Origin of the sequence: Blautia sp. 2227st1_G12_2227SCRN_220401 (assembly GCF_039062885.1) — a bacterium.
Taxonomy (GTDB): Bacteria; Bacillota; Clostridia; order Lachnospirales; family Lachnospiraceae; genus Blautia_A; species Blautia_A fusiformis.
In genome coordinates, this window is the sequence record NZ_JBCLNI010000011.1 from 1 (window position 1) to 20,557 (window position 20,557).

Here is a 20,557-nt window from a genome sequence, read left to right on the forward strand (position 1 = left end):
AATGATGTGATCCCGACGGCCGGTAAGCTTACCGTTCTGGATCTTCTTGCACCTCTGGAAAAAGCATTGGTAAGACTTGAGAAGGAGCTTGCAAAAAAGGCAGAGGAGTTCGATGATGTGATCACCATGGGACGTACACAGCTTCAGGATGCAGTTCCGATCCGCCTTGGTCAGGTGTTCCACGGTTATGCGTCCATGGTTTCCAGAGACAGGAAACGTATCGAAAAGGCTCACAGGGAAATGTACACCGTAAACCTTGGAGGAACTGCAGTGGGAACTGCTATCAACGTTTCCGATTCTTATTTTTATAAGATCGTGCCAAATCTGGAAAAGCTTACAGGTTATCCGCTGAAACAGGCCGAGGACCTTTTTGACGCAACAGAAAATCTGGACGGCTTTGTTGCCGTATCCGGTGTAGTAAAAACCTGTGCGGTGGATCTTTCCAAGATGTGCAACGATCTTCGACTGATGTCTTCCGGCCCGAAAACCGGATTTGGGGAGATCAACCTTCCGGCGAAGCAGAATGGGTCTTCCATCATGCCAGGTAAGGTAAATCCGGTCATTCCGGAGGTAGTAAGCCAGGTTGCTTTCCACATCGTAGGACATGATACCACCATTACCATGGCGGCAGAAGCCGGACAGCTGGAGCTGAATGCTTTTGAGCCGGTTGTATTTTGTAATCTTTTTGAATCCATTACGACTCTGGAAAAAGCAGTGGATACATTGATCGTAAACTGCATCACAGGAATCACCGCAAACCGCAAACACTGCAAAGACCTGATGGAAAGCAGTGCAGGAATCGCAACAGCACTTTGCCCGCATATTGGCTACAAGGCGTCTGCAACCATCGCAAAAACTGCAGTAAAAACTGGCAAGTCTGTCCGGGAACTTGTTCTGGAACAAGGGATCATGACTGAGAAAGAGCTGGAAGAGGTTCTTGATCCGTATCTGATGACAGAAGTCGGAGAAGAGCGGAAAGAGGATGAAGCAAGGAAAGCCTGCTGAGAAAGTTATCTGTACCAACGTATGACGGGAACGTCTGATGCAGCAATTCATTTCAGAGCAGCTGAACCTGATGCGGGATTTTATGGAAATGCTATAGGCAGATCAGGAATGAGATATCAATGAGTACTATAAGGAGACTTGTCACAGTGCAGGTCTCCTTTTATAATGGAAGAAACGCGATAAGAAAAGAAGGGAAAGATACATGCTTAAACGAACAGCCATACGGGCACTTTGTAATACAACGGCATATCAGAGCGGTCTTGATATTTACCGTACCGGAAAGAGGATCCAGTCGCTGGATATTAAGTCGGAAGGAGCTGTGGATAAAATATCTGCAGCAGTGAAGGAAAGTGGGCGTAATGTATACAATACAGGCTTTCAGTATGATACAGAAGCGGACCGCATAAAAGAAGCATACTGTGACTGCCCGGCCTTTCGCAGCTATTCCGGGATCTGTAAGCATTGCGTGGCAGTGCTTCTGGAATATGGAGACCGTAAGGCCTATGAGCGTGTGGAAATCCGCAGACAGCAGGATGAGGAACAGAAGCAGGCAGAGTTATTCAGCGGAACAGCATTTCCGGCTGCTTTATCCGGACCAGGGCAGCCTGCAACGAAAACCACCGTTGAGCTGAAAAGCCTCCTTAATCGCCAGCTATACAGCCGTATGCTTCCGTTTTCCGGGGATCCGTATTTTGGCAGGGTGGAGCTGGAAACCTGCCTGAAATTTAATTCTGTGAGAAATTGTTTTACCGTGGAATTCCGCGTTGGCTGTGAGAAAAAATATATCCTCAAGGATGTGTTGGCCTTTGTGTGGAATCTGGATCATAATGAGAAGGTTTCTTATGGAAAAAATCTGGAATTTATCCATTCCGATGAAGCCTTTTCAGAAGGATCCAGAAGCGTGCTGGCCTTTATCCGGGAATGGGTCGAGAATCATCACGGCACTTACATGTCCAGGTATGAACAGCTGAAGAATATAGCTGTGGAAAAGGTGAGGGATCTTACCGTTGACAGAAAAGAACTTGAGGATCTGCTTCTTATACTTGGCGAAAAAAGTTTCAAGTTCAAAATGAACAATGATCCGGAAACAACATGGCATTCTGCCAGAGAAATTCCGGACAGGACGCTGATGATCCGGAAGAAAGATCAGGGGTTATCTCTTGAGATCGCGCCGGTATACAGTGTGACAGGCATACGGTATCATATGTATTTTGATAATGCGAAGGTATATCTGGTTTCCAGGCAGGAGCTTGGAGCGGTGGAGGAATTTGTTACCTGCCTGGAGCGGCTTCCTGCAGGTCGAGGCTTTATTGATGAACCGGATGTGCCTGCGTTTGTGCGTGAGCTGCTTCCTTCCCTGAAAAAATTTTTTCACTGTGATCTCAGGGATTTCCCGGAAGAAACAGGTCTTGAATGCTACAAGGTTGCATATGAGATCTATCTGGATGCGCCGGAGCGTGACTGGATCACCTGTAAGGCATTTTCTGTTTACGGGAAGGATAAATTTTCGGTTTTTGACCGAGATGTGTCTGCCCGCACCAGGGATATTCCGGGAGAGCTTGGTGTGTTTGCGCTGCTGTCAAAATATTTTAACGGATATGATGACCAGCGGATGGAGCTGGCATTGGATTGTCGTGCCGAGGAACTGGAATCTTTGTGCAGGGAAGGTTCAGGGAAGCCCGACAGTGTGAAAGCTTCCGAAGAAAAGCTCTACCAGCTTCTTACTGAAGGGATCCCCGCCATGCAGAAAGTTGCAGCTGTCTATATTTCCCAGTCCATCAAACAGATGCGGGTGACAAAGCTGCCAAACATCCGTCTTGGCGTTTCTCTGTCAGCTGGACTTCTGAACCTGGATCTGGATGTGGAGGGGATGGATCAGGCGCAGCTTTTTGATATTCTTTCCAGGTACGATCGCAGGAAAAAATATTTCCGCCTGAAGGATGGCAGCTTTCTGGATGTTTCCGATGGTCAGCTCAGGGAGCTTTCTGCTCTGAAAAATGGACTGCAGATCAGTGATCGTGAACTGAAAAAAGGAAAGACTCAGGTTCCGGCCTATCGTGCTATGTATCTGGACAGTCAGCTGAAGGGCGGCGATCTGATCAAGGTAGAGAAGGACAATGCCTTTCGTGCGTTGATCCGGAACATGCAGACAATGGAAGAACATAAATTTCAGATTCCCAGGGAGCAGGAAAAAATCCTCCGGGGCTATCAGAAAGAGGGCTTTTACTGGATCAAAACTCTGAAGCATAATCAGTTTGGAGGGATCCTGGCAGATGATATGGGACTTGGAAAAACCCTCCAGGTGATCACATTTCTCTGGTCAGAATTTCAGGAATCTGCGCCGGGAGAAAACAGACGTGCCCTTGTGATAACGCCTGCTTCGCTGGTGTTTAACTGGATGAACGAGATCGAACGTTTTGCGCCGGGACTTCCGGCTACCGTTGTGACTGGTGATGTGAAGGAGAGGAAAGCACTGATCAAAAATGCGGGAGAACGGGAGGTTCTGATCACTTCCTATGACCTTCTGAAACGGGATCTGAAGGCTTATCAGAACCTGGATTTTGCTGTGCAGATCATTGATGAGGCGCAGTATATCAAGAATCACGGAACTCAGGTGGCAAAGGCTGTGAAGGAGATCCGGTCGGAATTCAGGCTTGCGCTGACCGGTACACCGGTGGAGAACAGGCTTAGTGAGCTGTGGAGTATTTTTGATTTTCTGATGCCGGGATTTTTGTATTCTTATGAGAAATTCCGCAAGGAAATAGAGCTTCCAGCTGTGCAGTACAGCAATTCCGATGCGATGGAGCGTCTGCAGAAAATGATCCGTCCTTTTGTGCTGCGGAGATTGAAGAGGGATGTGTTGAAGGATCTTCCGGATAAGCTGGAAAAAGATATGTTTTCCCCGTTGGAAAGCGAGCAGAAGGAACTGTATGAGGCCCATACGGAACGGCTTCGCCTGATGCTTGGGATGCAGTCGGATGCGGAGTTTCGCACTTCTAAACTGCAGATCCTTGCAGAGATCACGAGGCTGCGGCAGATCTGCTGTTATCCGGGACTTGTATATGAAGGATACAAAGGGAATTCTTCCAAGCTGGAGATGTGCATGGAGTTGGTTCAGAATGCGGTGAATGGCGGACATAAGCTCTTGTTGTTTTCCCAGTTTACTACCATGCTGGATGTGCTGGCTGTCCGTCTGAAAAAAGCAAAGGTTTCTTTTTATATGCTGACGGGGGCTACTTCCAAGGAAAAACGTGCGCAGATGGTACAGGCATTTAATGAGGACGATACTTCTGTTTTCTGCATTTCATTGAAAGCAGGAGGAACAGGCTTAAATCTTACTGCGGCAGATATCGTGATCCATTATGATCCCTGGTGGAATCTTGCCGTGCAGAACCAGGCCACAGACCGCGCCCATCGCATTGGTCAGCAGAACGTTGTCAGTGTTTACCGACTTTTTATGAAAGACACCATAGAAGAACGAATCCGGGCTCTTCAGGAAAGAAAACGGGAACTGGCTGATGAGATCTTAAGCGGCGAGGGAATCGGCCAGGCTTTGATCAGCAGAGAGGAAGTACTGGAGCTGCTAGGCAGGTAAAATTCTTAACTGAATCAAGTAAGTTCCCTGCTTCAATTACGAAAAGCAATACGCGGTGAGGGGACTTGCTTGTATCGGGAAGAATGCAGGCTGTGAATATCCGCCTGATTCAACAAAAACACCCCCGATGGAAATCGCGTGTGTAAATCACATACGATATCCGTCAGGGGTGTTTTATTTAAAGTTTTATTTTATGCAAAAAACTTATCGTACAGACCAAAGAAGAAGATAAACAGAATGATCAGCGGCAGGATATAAGTGATGTATCCGCGCATCCATTTCCGGATCTTCATGCCTTTTCCGGTGTTGGCTTCTTTTGTGAAGTTTTCCCAGCCCCAGCCCCGTTTGGAAACACAGAAAAGCAGGTATACAAGAGAACCAAGCGGGAGCAGAATGTTGCTTACCAGAAAATCTTCAAGGTCGAGAATTGCGCCGCCGAATACCTTGAGCCAGTCCCAGGACCATACATTGTATCCAAGTACGCATGGCAGAGACAGAAGGATGATGGCGATGGCATTTACAAGACTGGATTTTTTTCGGCTCCAGCCGGTAAGCTCCATACCGCAGGAAATAATATTTTCAAATACAGCCAGGATGGTAGAGAAAGCTGCAAATGACATAAAGATAAAGAACAGGCTTCCCCACAGTCTTCCAAGCGGAATGTGGTTGAAAATATTCGGCAGTGTGATGAAGATCAGGCTCGGTCCGGAAGTCTGGTCAACATTGAATGTGAAACATGCCGGGAAAATAATAAGTCCGGAGGTGATCGCAACAAAAGTATCCAGAAGCGCAATATTCATGGATTCACCAAGCAGTGCATGATCTTTTCCGATGTAGCTTCCGAAGATAGCCATAGCACCGATACCAAGGCTGAGAGTAAAGAATGCCTGGTTCATAGCACCGGTAATGGTAGAAATAATACCGATCTCTTTCATACGCTCGAAATCCGGGATCAGGTAGAATTTCAGTCCCTCTTTGGCACCATCCATGGTAAAACTGTTGATGGCAAGAACAACCATGATCACCAGAAGAGAGATCATCATAACCTTGGTAACTTTTTCAAGGCCGTTCTGAAGACCGCGGGAGCAGACAAAAACACCTGCAATAACAACAACGATCATCCAGAATCCCATAGTAACGGGCTGGCCAAGCATGTTGGTAAACTGTCCTGCAACACCGTCGGAATCAAGTCCCTGGAATTTACCGGTGGCTGTCATATAGAAGTAATTCAGCATCCAGCCTGTAACAGTGGTGTAAAACATCATCAGGAGATAACATCCGATCAGAGTGATATATCCATGGATGTGCCATTTCTGTCCTGGTTTTTCCAGTGCGTAATATGCTTTGACAGGACTCTTCTGGCTGGCACGTCCAACAGAAAACTCCATAGTCATAACAGGAAGTCCAAGAAGGGCCAGGAAGATCAGGTAAAACAGTACGAATGTGCCGCCACCGCCCTGTCCGGCCATGTAAGGGAATTTCCAGACGTTTCCGATTCCGATGGCACAGCCAGCAGAAATCAGAATGAATCCCAGACGGGATCCAAGTTTTTCTCTTTCTTTCATAACTCACCTCATTATTGCAGTATGGTAAACTGCTATTTGTATAAAGTCGCAGGTTTTATCTTAACACATTCCGGGATATTGCACAATAAAAAGAACTTGCATTTTACATAAAACATATGTTAGAGTAAAATGTAATTTTAATAAGATGAAGCGGTGAAACGTTACGCTTTAATGAGATAAAGATCATATGCCGATAGAACCTGGATAACTGTTCTTTTCAGTCAGGGATACAAAGTTTTTTGGAGAGATTCCGTAATATTTCCGGAAACATTTGCTGAAATATCCGGAATCAGAAAATCCGCATAAAGAAGCTACATTTTGAATGGAAGGGCTGTCTTCCAGAAGAAACTGTCTGGCTTTTTTCATGCGGCAGACATTGATATATGAGGTAAGTGTAACTCCGGATTCCTGACTGAATACAGCAGAGAGATGCTGGGGATTGACAAAAAAATGGGAAGCAATGGTTTCAAGACGAAGATCCGGCTGATTAAAATTCAGACAGATATATTCCTGAACCTGGGATACAAGAGCTGACTTCCGCGGATTTTTTTCATCAGCAAGAGAATCCAGAACTGCCTTGCAGGTAGACTGGAGCAGTTGTTTTAACTGCAGGGCACTCTGGCAGTTCTGGTAAGTATTCAGGGCGTTTTCCAGAAGAGGAAAAAGCGTTTCACGCTGACTGCACTCCGTGATAAAACCGTCAAGTACAGTAAGAAAAGCAGCAGCTACACTCCAGGTCTGCCGGATATGGATTTTTTTGGTGATGATATCGTTGAAATATTCATCAATATATTTACAGAGAGCCGGTGAATTTTGCTGGCGCAGAAAGATCAGGATATCATTATAAACCAGAGGCTTTAATGTAAAATCACCGGAATGGGACTGGGGCGTGAAATAAAGAAATCCGGAAGAAGACGCAGTTCTGTTATGAAAAACAGAAAGAGCCTCTTCATAGGAATAGCGGATTCCTTCCACGCCTTCATGAGGTGTTCCACAGCAGAAAAAAGTGGAAATCTGTGCGATATTATCATATATCCCGGCAAGTCTGAGACAGGATTGTTCCAGATCGGTAAAAGAAAAATCAGAGCTTTTTTCCATGATGATATACTGTCTCATCTGAGAATAGTCAATGTAAATAAGCTCTTTGCACACAGGCTGTAAGATTTCCCTGCATATATTTTCCAGGATGGTGTGGAGCAGAGAAAAATCACCTTTTTCATCCCATATTTCCGGATTGGCATTGTGGATCTCCATAAGAATGGTAAGATAATCGGAAGTTTTATGAATCGGAATTTTTTCCAGATCATCCGGGGAAATGGTTGTTCCGCTGATCACCTTCTGGAAGAAATTAAGCTGCATTTGCCGTGTATACAGATCGCGGAACTGAAAATAATTATTCACATAACTGTTTCTGGAATTTTCCTGATCGATCTCGTCACTTACTTTCTGGAGTGTCTCCATAAGCTCCCGGTGATCCAATGGCTTCAGGAGGTATCCGCGGACCTGAAGAGAGATGGCTTTTTTGGCATAGTCAAAATCTTCGTATCCTGTGGAAAGGATGAACCTGGTATGACAGTCTGTTCCAAGAGCTGCGATCATATCCAGACCGCTCATAACCGGCATGGATATATCCACAAGGGCAATATCGGGTTTAACATTTTCAATAAGCCGGATTCCGGCCTGTCCGTTATTAGCTTCCCCTGCAATGTTATAAAGGTTTTGTTTTTCAAGAAAATTGATCAGAGATTTTCTGAAAAAAATTTCATCGTCAATAATTACGAGTGTTTTCAATTTATATTTCCCCCTCGATCAGATTTTTTTGTCAGGTATTACTATGGTTACAGTGGTTCCCTTTTCAGGTGAACTTTCGATGGTGAGTCCGTAATTCTCACCGTAGAGAAGAGCAATCCTGTGGTTGATACTTGGAAGCCCGAAAGAATGTCGGGCAGTTTTGAAGTCTCTGATAGAACGGTTAAGTTCGGCAAGTTTTTCCGGCGGGATACCGGAACCATTATCAGAAACAGAAATACAGATGGTACCATTTCTGATAGAAACATTTAAGTGAATATGGCATATCTGGCTGGTAAGTCCGTGGACAAAAATATTTTCCACAACAGGCTGTATGGTCAGCTTGGGTATCTCTGCCCCATGATCCTCCCAGGACGGCTCATAGGTGATCTCGTAATCAACAAAATCCATATACCGCAGATTCTGGATATAAAGATACTGTTCTGTAAGAAGCAGCTCCTGGCGCAGAGGAATGATAAACTGTCCCTTTGAAAGAGAGTTTCTGTAGAAAGATGACATGGAAGACACTGCTTTTACTGCAGTATCATTCATGTCAAGTTCTATGAGAGACTTGATGGTGTTTAAAGTATTATAAAGAAAATGGGGATTGATCTGGGACTGTAAAAGACGTACTTCCATTTTCTGTTTGGCATTTTGTTCCTCATAGATATCGTTAAGTAATGTCTGGATCTTCTGCATCATAAGGTTAAACTGGTTATAGAGAACTGCAAGTTCATCATTTGAAGAGTAACTGGCAGAAATATTCAGCTTTCCGGCAGACGCAGATTTCATTTTTTCTACAAGTTTCTGTATAGGTGCGGTGACAGTACCTGTACATAATATGGAAAAAAATACAGATAAAATAAACACTACAATGCTGATCAGAAGAATATTGTGCAGGATCACCATATGATCCAGAGTCAGGCTTTCCAGAGGAATCAGGTTGATCACATTCCAGTTCAGGTCAGGATAGGATTTGCAGATAAAAAGAGTGTCAGTGCCGTCTACGGAAAAAAACTGCCTGTCGGTTTCTGTCAGGGTTTTATAATTCTCTGAACTGATTTTTGTATAGGATGAGAAGTCTTTATAAATACCTCCGGATGAAGAAGAGGAAAGTATCTGTCCATTTTCATCAGTAATATAGAAATCCCTGGAAGAGCTGTCCGGAAGGTCGCGGAATGCAGAGGAAATATTTGTTTCTCTGATCAGAAGGACCAGGGCGCCCAGATATTTGGTGTTATCAATGTTTGTAATACTTTTTAAGGCTACAAAGGTTGGCTCCCCACTTATCTGGAAGGGTCCGAGAAACTGAAAGGCCAGATTAGTCTGAAGGCTGTCAAGGACTTCGGGACCTAAAATGGAATCAAGCTGATCTGTTTCTGTGGTACTGCTGTGAAACCAGTGGTTTTCTGTATCCAGGATATCCCAGGCATAGATGTTTTTGTGAAGTCCGATGATACGCTGGGCCTGGTCTGTAAGCTCGGAATTTACCAGAAAATGTTCCAGTGTGTTTTCGGGAACTGTGGGATTTTCTTTTAAAACATCGGCGATATTGCTGTTGATGGAAAGGGTGATGGCATAGTTTGATATATTATCGATCTTTTCTCCAAGGTTGCTGGTGATCAGGGATAGCTGCTGCTGACTGGAAAGTGCGGCACGCTTGATCAGTACTTTTTTGGATGCAGTATAAAAAAACACGGAAGTAAGCATGAGTATCAGAGAACTGAGCAGCAGATATGTAATAAAAAGCCTGCGTTTCAGACTGATTCCTAAAAATAAGTGAAACACCTTTTTTTTCAGATTTTCTATCATGGAATCCCCCCTCTGGTTTTATTGGCTACATTATATAATAAGGGAAAAATTCTCACAAGTGTGGGGGAAAGATTGGAGAAAATATTCCAGGTACAGCGAAGATTTTCCATGTATTTTTTCGGACGGATTTAATATAATGGTCTCATCGATAAGGAAAGCGGAACAAAATATTCAATCCGGATGAATAGAAATGTACCAAAAGGAGGACGAAAATGAAATTAAAAAAAGTGATGGCTGCTACACTTGCCACAATGATGTGTCTCTCTTCATTCAGCATGATGAATGTGTGGGCAGATAAAAAAGAGGATTCCGAACCACTTGTGATCAATTATATCAGTGCCAGGGGCGAAACAGATGCGGCACTGAAAACATTGAAGAAGCTTGCAGAAGATTATAAAAAAGATCACCCGGATTTTGAATTCAATGTAGAGTCTATTGCAGACAGAGAAACATATCTTCAGAAGATTAAGATCCTTGCATCCAGCAATGAGCTGCCGGACTGGTTTGACGCAGATCCGGAGGCATTTTTTGAAGGACTTTGCAAAAAGGATCTGATCTACAGTGTGGATGACCTTTATGATGAACTGGGTATCAAAGACAAGTTCTTTGATATTGCACTGAATTATCCGAAACTCAGTGACGGAAGCAATTACCTTATGACCTGGCAGGGAAATGTAGAGTATTTCTGGTATCACAAAGACATGTTTGAAAAAGCCGGAATTACTGAAACACCTCAGACACTGGAAGACCTCCTGGATGTGTGCAAGAAGCTGAAAGATGCGGGAATGACCCCGATATCCGCAGGAAATTACGACATGATCATGCGTTATCCCGCATTTAAGGCTTTCAGACTGGAAGGAAATGACTTCATTGACAATGCAAGAATGGGAAAAGAAAAATTTAATTCTGAGACAGGTATCGCAACAGCCCAGTATACACAGGATATAGCCCAGTATTTCAGTGAAGGATGGACAAGTTCAGATACTACCGCACAGATGGATCTGTTTCTGAACAGTGGTGCGGCAATGTTATACACCGGAACATGGGATACACCGGATCTTACAGATGATGAGGGAAATCTTAAAGATGACATTTCCATGTTCAAACTTCCTGTAGACAGCGAAGGAACCGCTACAGGAGAAAATGATTACTATGCGAATTGTGGAATCGGAACTGCCATTCTCAAGGATTCCATGAGTGATGAGATGAAAGATTTCATCAGTTATGTATGGGATAATTTTGCTGATACGGCAATGTATGAGTTCAATATGCTTCCATCCATGATGCCAAGTGATTCGGAGAAGCTTCCGGAGCTTACACAGCAGATTTTAAGTGATCTTGAGAACTGCGGCACTTTTGCCCAGTGCTGGGATGTTCGTCTGGATCCTTCTACAAACGAGGTTTACAGAAAAGAGTTGGCAAGCCTTGGAATGGGAGAATCAACTCCTGAAGAGTTCTGCGAAAACATGGACAAAGCTGTAGAACAGTATGCATCTGATTATTTTGACACTGAAGAATAACTGAGAGAATACGCAGATGCGGAATTTTATCTGCATCTGCGTATGAAAGGGGAGAGGATATGAAGCCCAGAAATAAAATCCAGCCTTTACCGTTTGTTCTTCCTGCACTGTTCGTATATATTCTTACTGTTATCATCCCAATTCTGTGGTCAATGGGTTACAGCCTTTTTTCCTGGAATGGAATCGGTGATATGAAGTTTATCGGACTGGAAAATTATGTGAGGATGTTTCAGGATGAGACATTTCGTGAGGCTGTTGTAAATAATCTTAAATTTGTTGTATTGGGAAGTTTGTTCCAGTTATGTGCAGGACTGATCCTGGCAATTTTGCTTACACATATTTCCAAAGGTGGAAATATTCTGCGGGTTATTTATTTTATTCCATGTATCATTTCATCTATGGCGATCTGCCAGATTTTTTCCAAAATGCTTTCTGTCCAGCCCCAGGGCCTGGTTTGCTATGTGATGGAAAAACTGGGAATGGAACCTATCGCTTTGCTGGCAAATTCCCATACAGCGCTGATTACCATAACCCTGATCGATGGATATAAATACTGTGGTCTGTACATGATCATTTTTTATTCCGCATTTGTATCCATATCAAAGGATGTGATCGAGGCATCTACAATGGATGGCTGCAATGTTTTTCAACAGTATCGTTACATAAAGCTTCCACTGGTGAAAAATATATTCAGCATTGTCATTGTAATGCTTGTAAATGGTTGTCTGAAAACCTTTGATGTATTCTATATTCTTGACAATAAATCCAGATCAACAGAGATGGTGGCAACTTATATGTATAAAACCGCTTTTAATTCGGCTGACTTTGGCTATGGAAGTACATTGTCCGTTTTTCTGGTCATTGAATGTCTGGTAGCAGTAGGGATTATACAGAAATGCCTGGGATCGGCGAAAGGAGATGGGTCAGAATGATAAAATCAAGAAAAAATATACCTATTCGTGCTGTGTTCTATGTAGTGATCCTTATTTTTGTCATGATACAGGTCTACCCTATTTTCTGGGTTATCTGCTCCAGTCTGAAAACACCGGATGAAATGACATATACTGCACAGTATGCCCTGCCATCAGGATTTTATCTTGGAAACTATATCAGCGCACTGACGATCTCATCCATTCCAAGATATTTTCTTAACAGTACGGTTGTGGCAGTTCTCACACTTCTTGGCATCGTAGTCCTGGGATGCCCGGTTGCATTTGTGATCAGCAAGGTAAAGGTAAAATATGCCAATGCACTGATGGCATTTTTCCTGTTTGGAATGATGGTGCCTATTTTTTCCTGCCTTATACCCATGTTCCAGATTTATAACAGGATCGGACTGAGAAATACATACTGGGCACTGGTGCTTCCGCAGATCGGGTTCGGACTTCCAATGTGTATCTATCTTTACACCGGATTTTTTAAATTTATGCCGGATTCTCTTCTGGAAGCAGCAGTTATTGACGGTGCCACAATGGGAACCACATTCCGCAAGATCGTGGTACCTATGGCTAAAAATACTACAATGACAGTTCTTACATACAATTTTGTTTTTGTATGGAACGAATTTACATATGCCAATACATTTATCTCATCTTCTGATATGAAAACTCTGCCAATTGGCCTGAATGACTTTGTGGGGCAGTTCGGAAGAGTGGACTGGGGAAGTACATTTGCGGCGATCGTAATATCGATCCTGCCTACACTGATCGTGTATTTTATTCTTAACAAAAACATAATCGAAGGTATGGCTGCAGGTGCGGTCAAGAGTTAGGAGGCTGAAATGGAAACAAGGATTGAATTGAAACAAGGATGGAAAATTTTGCAGGATGTTCATGATACAGGGGAAAAGACCGGGCTTTATGCTGCCAGGGAAGCGGATACTTCCGTAGGTTCCCAGGTGTCTGAATGGGAGGAACTGGAGGAACTGAAACATCTGCAGCTTATCTATGCCAGACAGCCATATTTCGGGCGTGAACTGAGATATTTCAATCAGGCGCCCTGGTGGTACAAAACAGAGTTTGAAGTTCCGGATCAGAAAGTTACGGATGCTGTCCTTAAATTTACCAATGTTGATTATTATGGAAAAGTATGGATTAACGGAGAATTTCTTGGAGAGCATGAAGGATATTCCGCTCCATTTTCCTTTAATGTAAAAGATAAGCTTGTTTTTGGAGAGAAAAATTATCTCATTGTAAAGGTAAGTTCTCCATGGGATGATGAGGTGGAGCTGGATGCACAGGATTCCAGAACCCACCTGGTAAAAAGAAATATGGTAAAAGGTACCTACGAACATTCTGATACATTTATCCAGAGAGATGTAAATCCTGTAGGAATCTACGGAAAAGTGGAACTGATCCTGACAGAAGAAGGTGTTCTGGAAGATCAGACAGATCTGAAGTATGAACTGGATCCGGATGTAAGGAAAGCAGACGTATATGTGGAAACTGAAGCGCGAGGTCTGAAATCCGGGGAGACATATGATTTTAATGTAAAGATCCGGGAAAAAGAGTCCGGTCTTATAAAGGCAGAAAAAACTGTTCAGATAATGGCAGAGAAAGCAGAGACAGGTTTTAAATGTGAGCTTAAAGTGGAAGATGTCAGACTGTGGTCCACATGGGATCATGGTTATCCCTGGATGTATCAGGCAGAACTTACGTTAAGCAGGGGAAAAGACATACTGAGCAGCAGAACAACGAATTTTGCTTTTCGGGACATTCAGATTGAGCGTAATGAAAAAATAACAAGATTCTGGCTTAATAACAGGAAACTGTATATAAGAGGAACCTCTTATTTTCCGGATTGTTATATTTCTGCAATGACAAAGGAACGGTACCTGAGAGATCTTCTTAATGTAAAGGCGGCAGGTTTTAATCTGGTACGAGTACATGTCCACACAGAGCAGGAAGTTTTTTATGATCTGTGTGACGAGCTGGGAATTGCAGTTTTTCAGGATTCGGAGTACAACTGGACGCATCCTTCAACAGATGAATGGGCGCAGAGATTTGCAGATGTTTACAGAGAAAATGTGAAACTTCTGAAGCATCATCCGTCTCTGATCTGCTGGATCATTATGAATGAACCGGGATGTATTGATCCGGATGGAAATGTGAGAAGGAGATTTATGGAGGAAAATCCGGGACCTGCTTTGTACAGGGAAGTACAGAAGATGGATCCGGGCAGACCGATCATCAAGGGTTCTTTCTGCGAAGACGATCTGCTTAGCGGGGACAGCCATAATTATCTGGGTTCTTTATGCGGTGGAGAATATGCAGATATTTATGAGCAGACAGAAAAGCTGAATACAGAGTACGGATTTGATGCACCGGGCAGCAGTGAAAATCTGAAAACTGTTCCGGCGGTATATCATCGTCTGGAAAAACTGGTGGATGATATCCCGAAGATCCAGGAATATCAGTATAAGCTTCTGAAATATTATACAGAGCATTACAGGATCCAGAAATATGAACCTTGCTCAGGATATATACAGTTTATGTTTATCGATCTGTGTCCTCAGAGCTTCTACGGATTATATGACTGGTGGGGAATTCCCAAAAAGGGTCTTCAGGCTATACTGGAAAGCAACGCACCAGTGGGTGCTTTTGCAAAGCACAAAGATTATCTGGACAGTCTGTATATTGTAAATGATACAGATGGAGCTCTGGGAGAGTGTGAACTTACATGGATCATTACAGAAACATTGAACGGAGAACTGGTGGAAAAGGGAAGTGTTAAAGCAGAAGTTCCGGCAGACAGCCGTGTCATGGTAAAAACCTTTGAGAAAGAATACGGAAAAGGCAAGAAGTGGAACCTTACACTAATTCTTTCTGATAATAGCGGTAAATGTATGGCAAAGAATACCTATCAGGATATCTGTACTTTGCTTTCAAGAGTTGATGGGCATCCGGACCGTATGAGCCATGAGTTTGGAATGAGACTCTACTGGGCCTGAGCTATCTGCAGCTCACAGGCACTTTCATCCTTGACTTGTGTCAAAAATCACAACATGTTATACTTTGTGTATAAAGGAAGATTTTAGGCGTGGAAGGAGCGATATTATATGCGTTTACAGAAAGTACAGGATGCTCTGAACAAAAAAAATATCACATTCGAATACACAGAGGAAGATGGTTGCGGAAGTCTGGATTTCATGTTCCGTGGACTGAAATTCCATGTATGGGAATACGAGGACAACGGTTGGGGTGCCGAGACCAATATTTATGCGGCTGGAAGAAGTGAGGACATTGACGGAGATTATGAAGAGAAGATTTCTGCAGAGATTCTTTCCTGGCCGGATATGATCAATAACTGAATATAATAATATTGAATAAAGTGGCTGTAACTGAACGAATACGCTCAGTTACAGCTACTTTTTATCGGAGAAAAGTTTTCTGAAGAACTATAGCTGTACGTTCAGGTATTCACTGGGAGACATCTGACAGTTCTTTTTAAAAACCTTGCTGAAGTAATTTCCATTGCTGAAACCAAGATGCCAGGCAATGTCGTCGAGAGTTATATCCGTAGACTGCAGAAGCCGTTTCACCTCGGTGAGCTTTAACTGCATAGTATAGGAAAAAAGATTCTGACGTTTTTTTAAAACAATCTGGACAGATGCTCCTTACTTAGAAAAAAGATTCTGCAATATCGGCCAGGGAGATATTTTCCAGATAATGTGCATTGATATAATCAAAAACATCACTGATTACCCTACTGGTGAACGCAGAGCAGGGTTCGGGTGATGAAGCAGAATCGGAAGTCCCAGTTTTGCCTGCTTCACTTTCCAACTGAGAAATTGTGGCTGAAAGCGCATTGTTCAAATTCTGGGGATCAACAGGCTTCAGTATGTAATCAATAACACCGGCCTGGATCGCAAGTCTTGTATATTTGAAATCGCTGAATCCGCTGATCACACTGATTTTGCTGTCGATGTGAAGTTCTTCCGGCTTTTTTTAGAGCTGTATTCCGTCCATGACGGGCATTTTCATATCTGTGATAATAATGTCAGGATGCTCTTTGAGAATGATCTTCAGGCCATCTTCGGCATTATCTGCTTCCAGAAGATCACTGTTTGCTCGGATTTATCCCATGGTGTTTTGAACTTCCGGATAAGGGATATGAAGAAGCTTGGGAGCAGATTGTGAATCCGGAAGGTTTTGCCTCCCCCCCCCTGTGGCCCTACAACTGCGGAACAGAGACATCCACGGTACGGAGGCAGATTATGAATGTCTGTGGAACGGCCCATCCTAGCCATTTTCAACGACACAGACACAGACAGCAATGGCAAATCTTCTGAAAGATTATCCGCAGACTTATGTGACAAATATGGTCTATCCGTAAGGTTTTTGGTTGTTACTGAAAAAGATTTCATGGTTCAGGATTCCACATCAGTGACATTGATCTCATCCTGGAATCCGTCCGTATAATGCAGTTCATAATCTTCTGTGATAAATACAGCCTGCACGCCTTTTTTCTCCGCAAATTTCAGTCCGTCCTCCAGACCAAGGGCGAAACAGGTGGTGCTTAAGGCATCGCCGTCCACAGACTGGTCGGAGATGATCGTCACAGAAATCAGGCCGTTTTCATAAGGATAGCCGGTTTGGGGATTCAGGATATGATGATATAATTTACCGCCCTGCTTAAAGCACCTCTCATAAATTCCGGAGGATACAACAGATTTTCCGGTGATATCCATAACGGCTTCGGTTTCGTTGCGATCTGCAAAAGGCTTCTGGATGCCGATCTTGAAGGGAGTGCCGTTGGGCTTTGAGCCGATGCAGAGGACATTGCCGCCAAGGTTGATGATAGCACTGTTTACGCCTTTTTTTACCAGAAAATCTTTCAGGCGGTCTGCAATATAGCCTTTGGCAATGGCGCCTACATCGAACTGGATGTCATCAGAGGGAAGTGTGATATCCTGCCCGTCAATGGTGACGCCGTCGGAGCTGCACAGGGGGAGAACTTTCTGAATATCTGCATCATCCGGAGCCTTCGGGTCTTCTGCTGTGAAATCCCAGAGAGAGGTCAAAGGCGCAATGGCGATGTCAAAGGCACCGTCGGATTCCCTGGTGATATCGAGTCCTTCGGAAAGCAGAGCAGCAAGGTATTCGGATATATGCCATGTGTTTGTGGTGCCATTGACCTGGTAGGGAGTGGTCTGAGTTTCAATGGTTTGATTTGATACAGCGGAATCTGATATCCGGTGATTTAATTTATAAAGCTCGCTGTTCTCATTTGTCCGGCTGAAGATCAGCTCATACCTATCGCACAGTGCCAGACAGTCATCCAGGAGGGACTTATCCTGGGAATCGTAAATGGTGATCTGTATGGCTGTGTTCAATTTGATGCTGCTGATGCTGATAGGCTCCTTCTCGGTGGCAGTGCTGGTGCCAGTGGTATTCTGGCAGCCTGTGAAAAGGAGCATTGGACAGACAAGGACTGTGCACAATATTAAATAGAAGAAACGGGAATGCGAGCGGTTTCTTTTGGAATGAAAAAAATAAGTTGACATAATATTCTCCTGTTTTCTGATTGACTGACTTAACTGAAGAGCATTTATTTGATGCAAATCTATGTAGTACATGTGGATGGGGTTATTCACTTAACCGGATCAAGCAGCGACGCGGATTGCGGATATACGCTTGACCGACATCGGACAGATTTATGAAATCTCATTATACCATGTATTTCTGAAATCAGAAAGGCATATGCCTGTCGCAAAAATCATTGTATTTTGCAATAATATAAGATATAATTTCTCCGAAAAAAGAACATATTTGCTATGGATGATATGGATCCGAATGATTGACCGGAATTTTTACAGATAAAAGGAGAAATTTTTCATGATAAAAGTAATTGCAAGTGATATGGACGGCACACTTCTTGGTGATGACCATAGGATCGCACCGGAAACCCTTGCAGCGATCAGGCGTGCCTGCGATGCGGGAATCCGTTTTATGGTTGCCACCGGCCGGAATTTTCCCGGTGCCATGGAGGAGCTGAAGGGAACAGAGCTGACCTGTGATTATGTGGTGAGCAGTGGTGCTGAAGTACGGAATCCGCAGCAGGAGGTTGTAAAGAGTACACCGATCTCTATTGAGCTGTGTGAGGAGGTCTACAATACGGCAAAAAAATACCCGGTATCTGTAGCATTTTTTACGGATCGCTATGATTACCGTATTGGAACAAAGAAAGAAATTGAAGACGGGATCATTCAGCAGATCCGTCTTTTCAATATGGACATAGATATCAGCGAGGAGATTGTACGGAAATCCCCGCAGTACCGCAGGATCGCCGGAAACACGAAAGGGATTTCCGATATCCGTTCCCTGGAGAGCAGCGGTGCGCCGGTATATAAGATCTTCATTTTTGCGGCAGATGTGGAGCAGCTGGAGAAACTCAGCGATGAGCTGAAAGAAAATCCAGCCGTTGCAGTGGCTTCTTCCTTTATATATAATCAGGAGATTACAGCAGTAGAGGCGCAGAAAGGCCCGGTGCTGAAAGAATATATCGAGTCTCTGGGATATACCATGGATGAGGTGATGGTTCTTGGTGACAGCCTTAATGATTATTCCATGATTTCCATGGATTTCGGCGCAACCGTTGCAATGGAAAATGCAGTTCCGGAGATCAAAAAGGCAGCAAAATACATCACAAAGAGCAACAATGAGTTTGGTGTGGCCTATGCTATCGATCAGGTTTTGGAACGCCAGGGAAAATAGTTTTTCCCCCCTTTTGAAAAAGTGCCATATATATTATAATGTAGAAAGATGAATACAGAAAAGCGAAAGGCTTGCGTTCCGGTGTATGAAGCAGAGTGGAATGAGAAGTTTCGCTTTACAAAAAACACAGACAAAGAGAGGAAATCACGATGGAAAAAATGAAAAATGTTTATATTATGGATCACCCGCTGATCAAACACAAAATTTCAATGCTCCGTGATAAAAATACAGGAACAAACGAGTTCCGTAAACTGGTGGAGGAAATCGGAATCCTGATGGGATATGAGGCGCTTCGTGATCTTCCTACAGAGGAAGTGGAAATCGAGACACCGATAGAAACCTGTAAGACACCGATGATCTCAGGTAAGAAGCTGGCAGTGATCCCGGTCCTCCGTGCAGGACTTGGAATGGTAAACAGCATTCTCACACTGGTACCGTCTGCAAAGGTCGGACATGTGGGACTTTACCGTGATCCGGTAACACATGAGCCCCATGAGTATTACTGTAAGCTTCCTGAATCTATTGACGAGCGTATTTCAGTGATCGTTGATCCGATGCTTGCAACCGGCGGTTCTGCCGAAGCTGCCATTGATTTTGTCAAGAAACAGGGCGGAAAGAATATCAAGTTTATGTGCATCATCGCAGCTCCTGAGGGACTGAAACGTCTCCATGAGGCACATCCGGATGTACAGATCTACTGCGGTTCCCTTGACAGAGAGCTCAATGAGAACGCTTATATCTGCCCGGGACTTGGTGATGCCGGTGACAGAATTTTTGGTACTAAATAATTTTGAAAAAATCTTAAAAAATACTTGACACACCCGGCACTGTTATGGTATTGTACCTAAGAACGCTGCCGAAGACAGTAGGTGCCGTAAGGCATAAGGATCAAAACGCCTACCGAGGTCCAAGTATTCTGAGTTAAGATTACACAAGGCCTTATTGCGAAGCAGTAAGGTCTTTTTTTAAAACAGATTGACTTATTGCGACGGCGGTATACAAAATCTATAAGGAGGTGTACCATTTCATGGCAAAAGTAGAACTGAAACAACCAATCGTAGAAGAGATCTCTAACAGCATTAAAGACGCACAGTCTGTTGTACTTGTAAACTACAGCGGTCTTACAGTTGAGCAGGATACAATTCTTCGTAAAGAGTTAAGAGAAGCTGGTGTTCAGTACAAGGTATACAAGAATACCATGATGCGTCGTGCATTCGAGGGTACAGCATTTGAGAGCCTCAGTGATCATTTACATGGCACAAATGCGATCGCTATCTCCGAGACAGACGCAACTGCTCCGGCAAGAATCCTTGCTAAATATGCAAAACAGTTCCCGGCACTGGAGCTGATCGCAGGTGTAGTTGAAGGTAACTACAATGATCAGGCCGGAATTCAGGCACTGTCCACAATTCCTTCAAGAGAGGAACTTCTTGGAAAACTGCTTGGAAGCATGCAGTCTCCGATCGCAAACTTCGCTCGTGTGCTTAATCAGATCGCAGAGCAGAACGGCGGAGCTGACGCAGCAGCTGCTGAGTAATCCCAGCAACGTGCAATTGG

At 43.8% G+C, this 20,557-nt stretch carries 16 protein-coding genes and 1 other annotated feature; of the genes, 10 read left to right on the top strand and 6 right to left on the bottom strand.

From position 1 onward, the window contains the following. Both ABCM67_RS07385 and ABCM67_RS07390 read left to right on the top strand, forming a co-directional pair. Positions 1–1,005: lyase family protein (locus tag ABCM67_RS07385; protein ID WP_342992705.1), on the top strand; the 1,005-nt coding region annotated here is incomplete at its 5' end. A 202-nt stretch (positions 1,006–1,207) separates the two neighbouring features. Next, complete coding sequence (locus tag ABCM67_RS07390) at positions 1,208–4,600, top strand: SNF2 helicase associated domain-containing protein (protein WP_342992706.1); 3,393 nt, start codon at positions 1,208–1,210, stop codon at positions 4,598–4,600. Positions 4,601–4,791: 191 nt separating this feature from the next. On the opposite strand, the gene ABCM67_RS07395 is transcribed toward ABCM67_RS07390, so the two are convergent. From ABCM67_RS07395 to ABCM67_RS07405, 3 genes are all read right to left on the bottom strand, one after another. Beyond that, a complete protein-coding gene (locus ABCM67_RS07395) occupies positions 4,792–6,165 on the bottom strand; it encodes a sodium-dependent transporter (protein ID WP_021652213.1) in 1,374 nt (457 codons plus the stop codon). Between the two features lie 183 nt (positions 6,166–6,348). Further along, positions 6,349–7,956 (bottom strand): response regulator, encoded by a 1,608-nt coding sequence (locus ABCM67_RS07400; protein ID WP_342992707.1) that lies wholly within the window; start codon positions 7,954–7,956, stop codon positions 6,349–6,351. Between the two features lie 18 nt (positions 7,957–7,974). Next, on the bottom strand, positions 7,975–9,765 hold the full coding sequence (locus tag ABCM67_RS07405) for a sensor histidine kinase (protein ID WP_021976597.1): 1,791 nt from the start codon (positions 9,763–9,765) through the stop codon (positions 7,975–7,977). Positions 9,766–9,977: 212 nt separating this feature from the next. On the opposite strand from ABCM67_RS07405, the gene ABCM67_RS07410 reads away from it, so the two are divergent. The 5 genes from ABCM67_RS07410 (at position 9,978) to ABCM67_RS07430 (ending at position 15,594) form a co-directional block, all read left to right on the top strand. Next, entirely contained in the window at positions 9,978–11,285 is a 1,308-nt protein-coding gene (locus ABCM67_RS07410; protein WP_114001823.1) for an extracellular solute-binding protein, read from the top strand. 59 nt (positions 11,286–11,344) lie between these two features. Then, positions 11,345–12,217, top strand: coding sequence for a sugar ABC transporter permease (locus ABCM67_RS07415; protein WP_015526310.1), 873 nt, complete (start codon positions 11,345–11,347; stop codon positions 12,215–12,217). Then, on the top strand, positions 12,214–13,056 hold the full coding sequence (locus tag ABCM67_RS07420; RefSeq protein WP_015526309.1) for a carbohydrate ABC transporter permease: 843 nt from the start codon (positions 12,214–12,216) through the stop codon (positions 13,054–13,056). Before ABCM67_RS07415 ends, ABCM67_RS07420 begins: the two co-directional genes overlap by 4 nt. A gap of 9 nt (positions 13,057–13,065) precedes the next feature. Next, a complete protein-coding gene (locus ABCM67_RS07425) occupies positions 13,066–15,234 on the top strand; it encodes a glycoside hydrolase family 2 TIM barrel-domain containing protein (RefSeq protein ID WP_015526308.1) in 2,169 nt (722 codons plus the stop codon). A 108-nt stretch (positions 15,235–15,342) separates the two neighbouring features. Continuing rightward, entirely contained in the window at positions 15,343–15,594 is a 252-nt protein-coding gene (locus ABCM67_RS07430; RefSeq protein ID WP_129975541.1) for a kinase, read from the top strand. An 87-nt stretch (positions 15,595–15,681) separates the two neighbouring features. On the opposite strand, the gene ABCM67_RS07435 is transcribed toward ABCM67_RS07430, so the two are convergent. The 3 genes from ABCM67_RS07435 to ABCM67_RS07445 form a co-directional block, all read right to left on the bottom strand. After that, complete coding sequence (locus tag ABCM67_RS07435; RefSeq protein ID WP_255363757.1) at positions 15,682–15,885, bottom strand: helix-turn-helix domain-containing protein; 204 nt, start codon at positions 15,883–15,885, stop codon at positions 15,682–15,684. A gap of 19 nt (positions 15,886–15,904) precedes the next feature. Beyond that, positions 15,905–16,192: a hypothetical protein gene (locus ABCM67_RS07440; RefSeq protein WP_129975543.1), complete on the bottom strand. Its 288-nt coding sequence runs from the start codon at positions 16,190–16,192 to the stop codon at positions 15,905–15,907. Positions 16,193–16,653: 461 nt separating this feature from the next. Then, on the bottom strand, positions 16,654–17,790 hold the full coding sequence (locus ABCM67_RS07445) for an FAD:protein FMN transferase (RefSeq protein ID WP_342992708.1): 1,137 nt from the start codon (positions 17,788–17,790) through the stop codon (positions 16,654–16,656). A 331-nt stretch (positions 17,791–18,121) separates the two neighbouring features. On the opposite strand from ABCM67_RS07445, the gene ABCM67_RS07450 reads away from it, so the two are divergent. The 3 genes from ABCM67_RS07450 (at position 18,122) to rplJ (ending at position 20,537) form a co-directional block, all read left to right on the top strand. Continuing rightward, positions 18,122–19,000, top strand: a complete 879-nt coding sequence (locus tag ABCM67_RS07450) for a Cof-type HAD-IIB family hydrolase (RefSeq protein WP_147602693.1) — start codon at positions 18,122–18,124, stop codon at positions 18,998–19,000. 158 nt (positions 19,001–19,158) lie between these two features. Continuing rightward, on the top strand, positions 19,159–19,788 hold the full coding sequence (gene upp / locus ABCM67_RS07455; RefSeq protein ID WP_044961929.1) for a uracil phosphoribosyltransferase: 630 nt from the start codon (positions 19,159–19,161) through the stop codon (positions 19,786–19,788). A gap of 50 nt (positions 19,789–19,838) precedes the next feature. Next, positions 19,839–19,975: a sequence feature (ribosomal protein L10 leader region), on the top strand. Positions 19,976–20,027: 52 nt separating this feature from the next. Next, on the top strand, positions 20,028–20,537 hold the full coding sequence (gene rplJ, locus ABCM67_RS07460) for a 50S ribosomal protein L10 (protein ID WP_021652200.1): 510 nt from the start codon (positions 20,028–20,030) through the stop codon (positions 20,535–20,537). Positions 20,538–20,557: the final 20 nt, after the last annotated feature.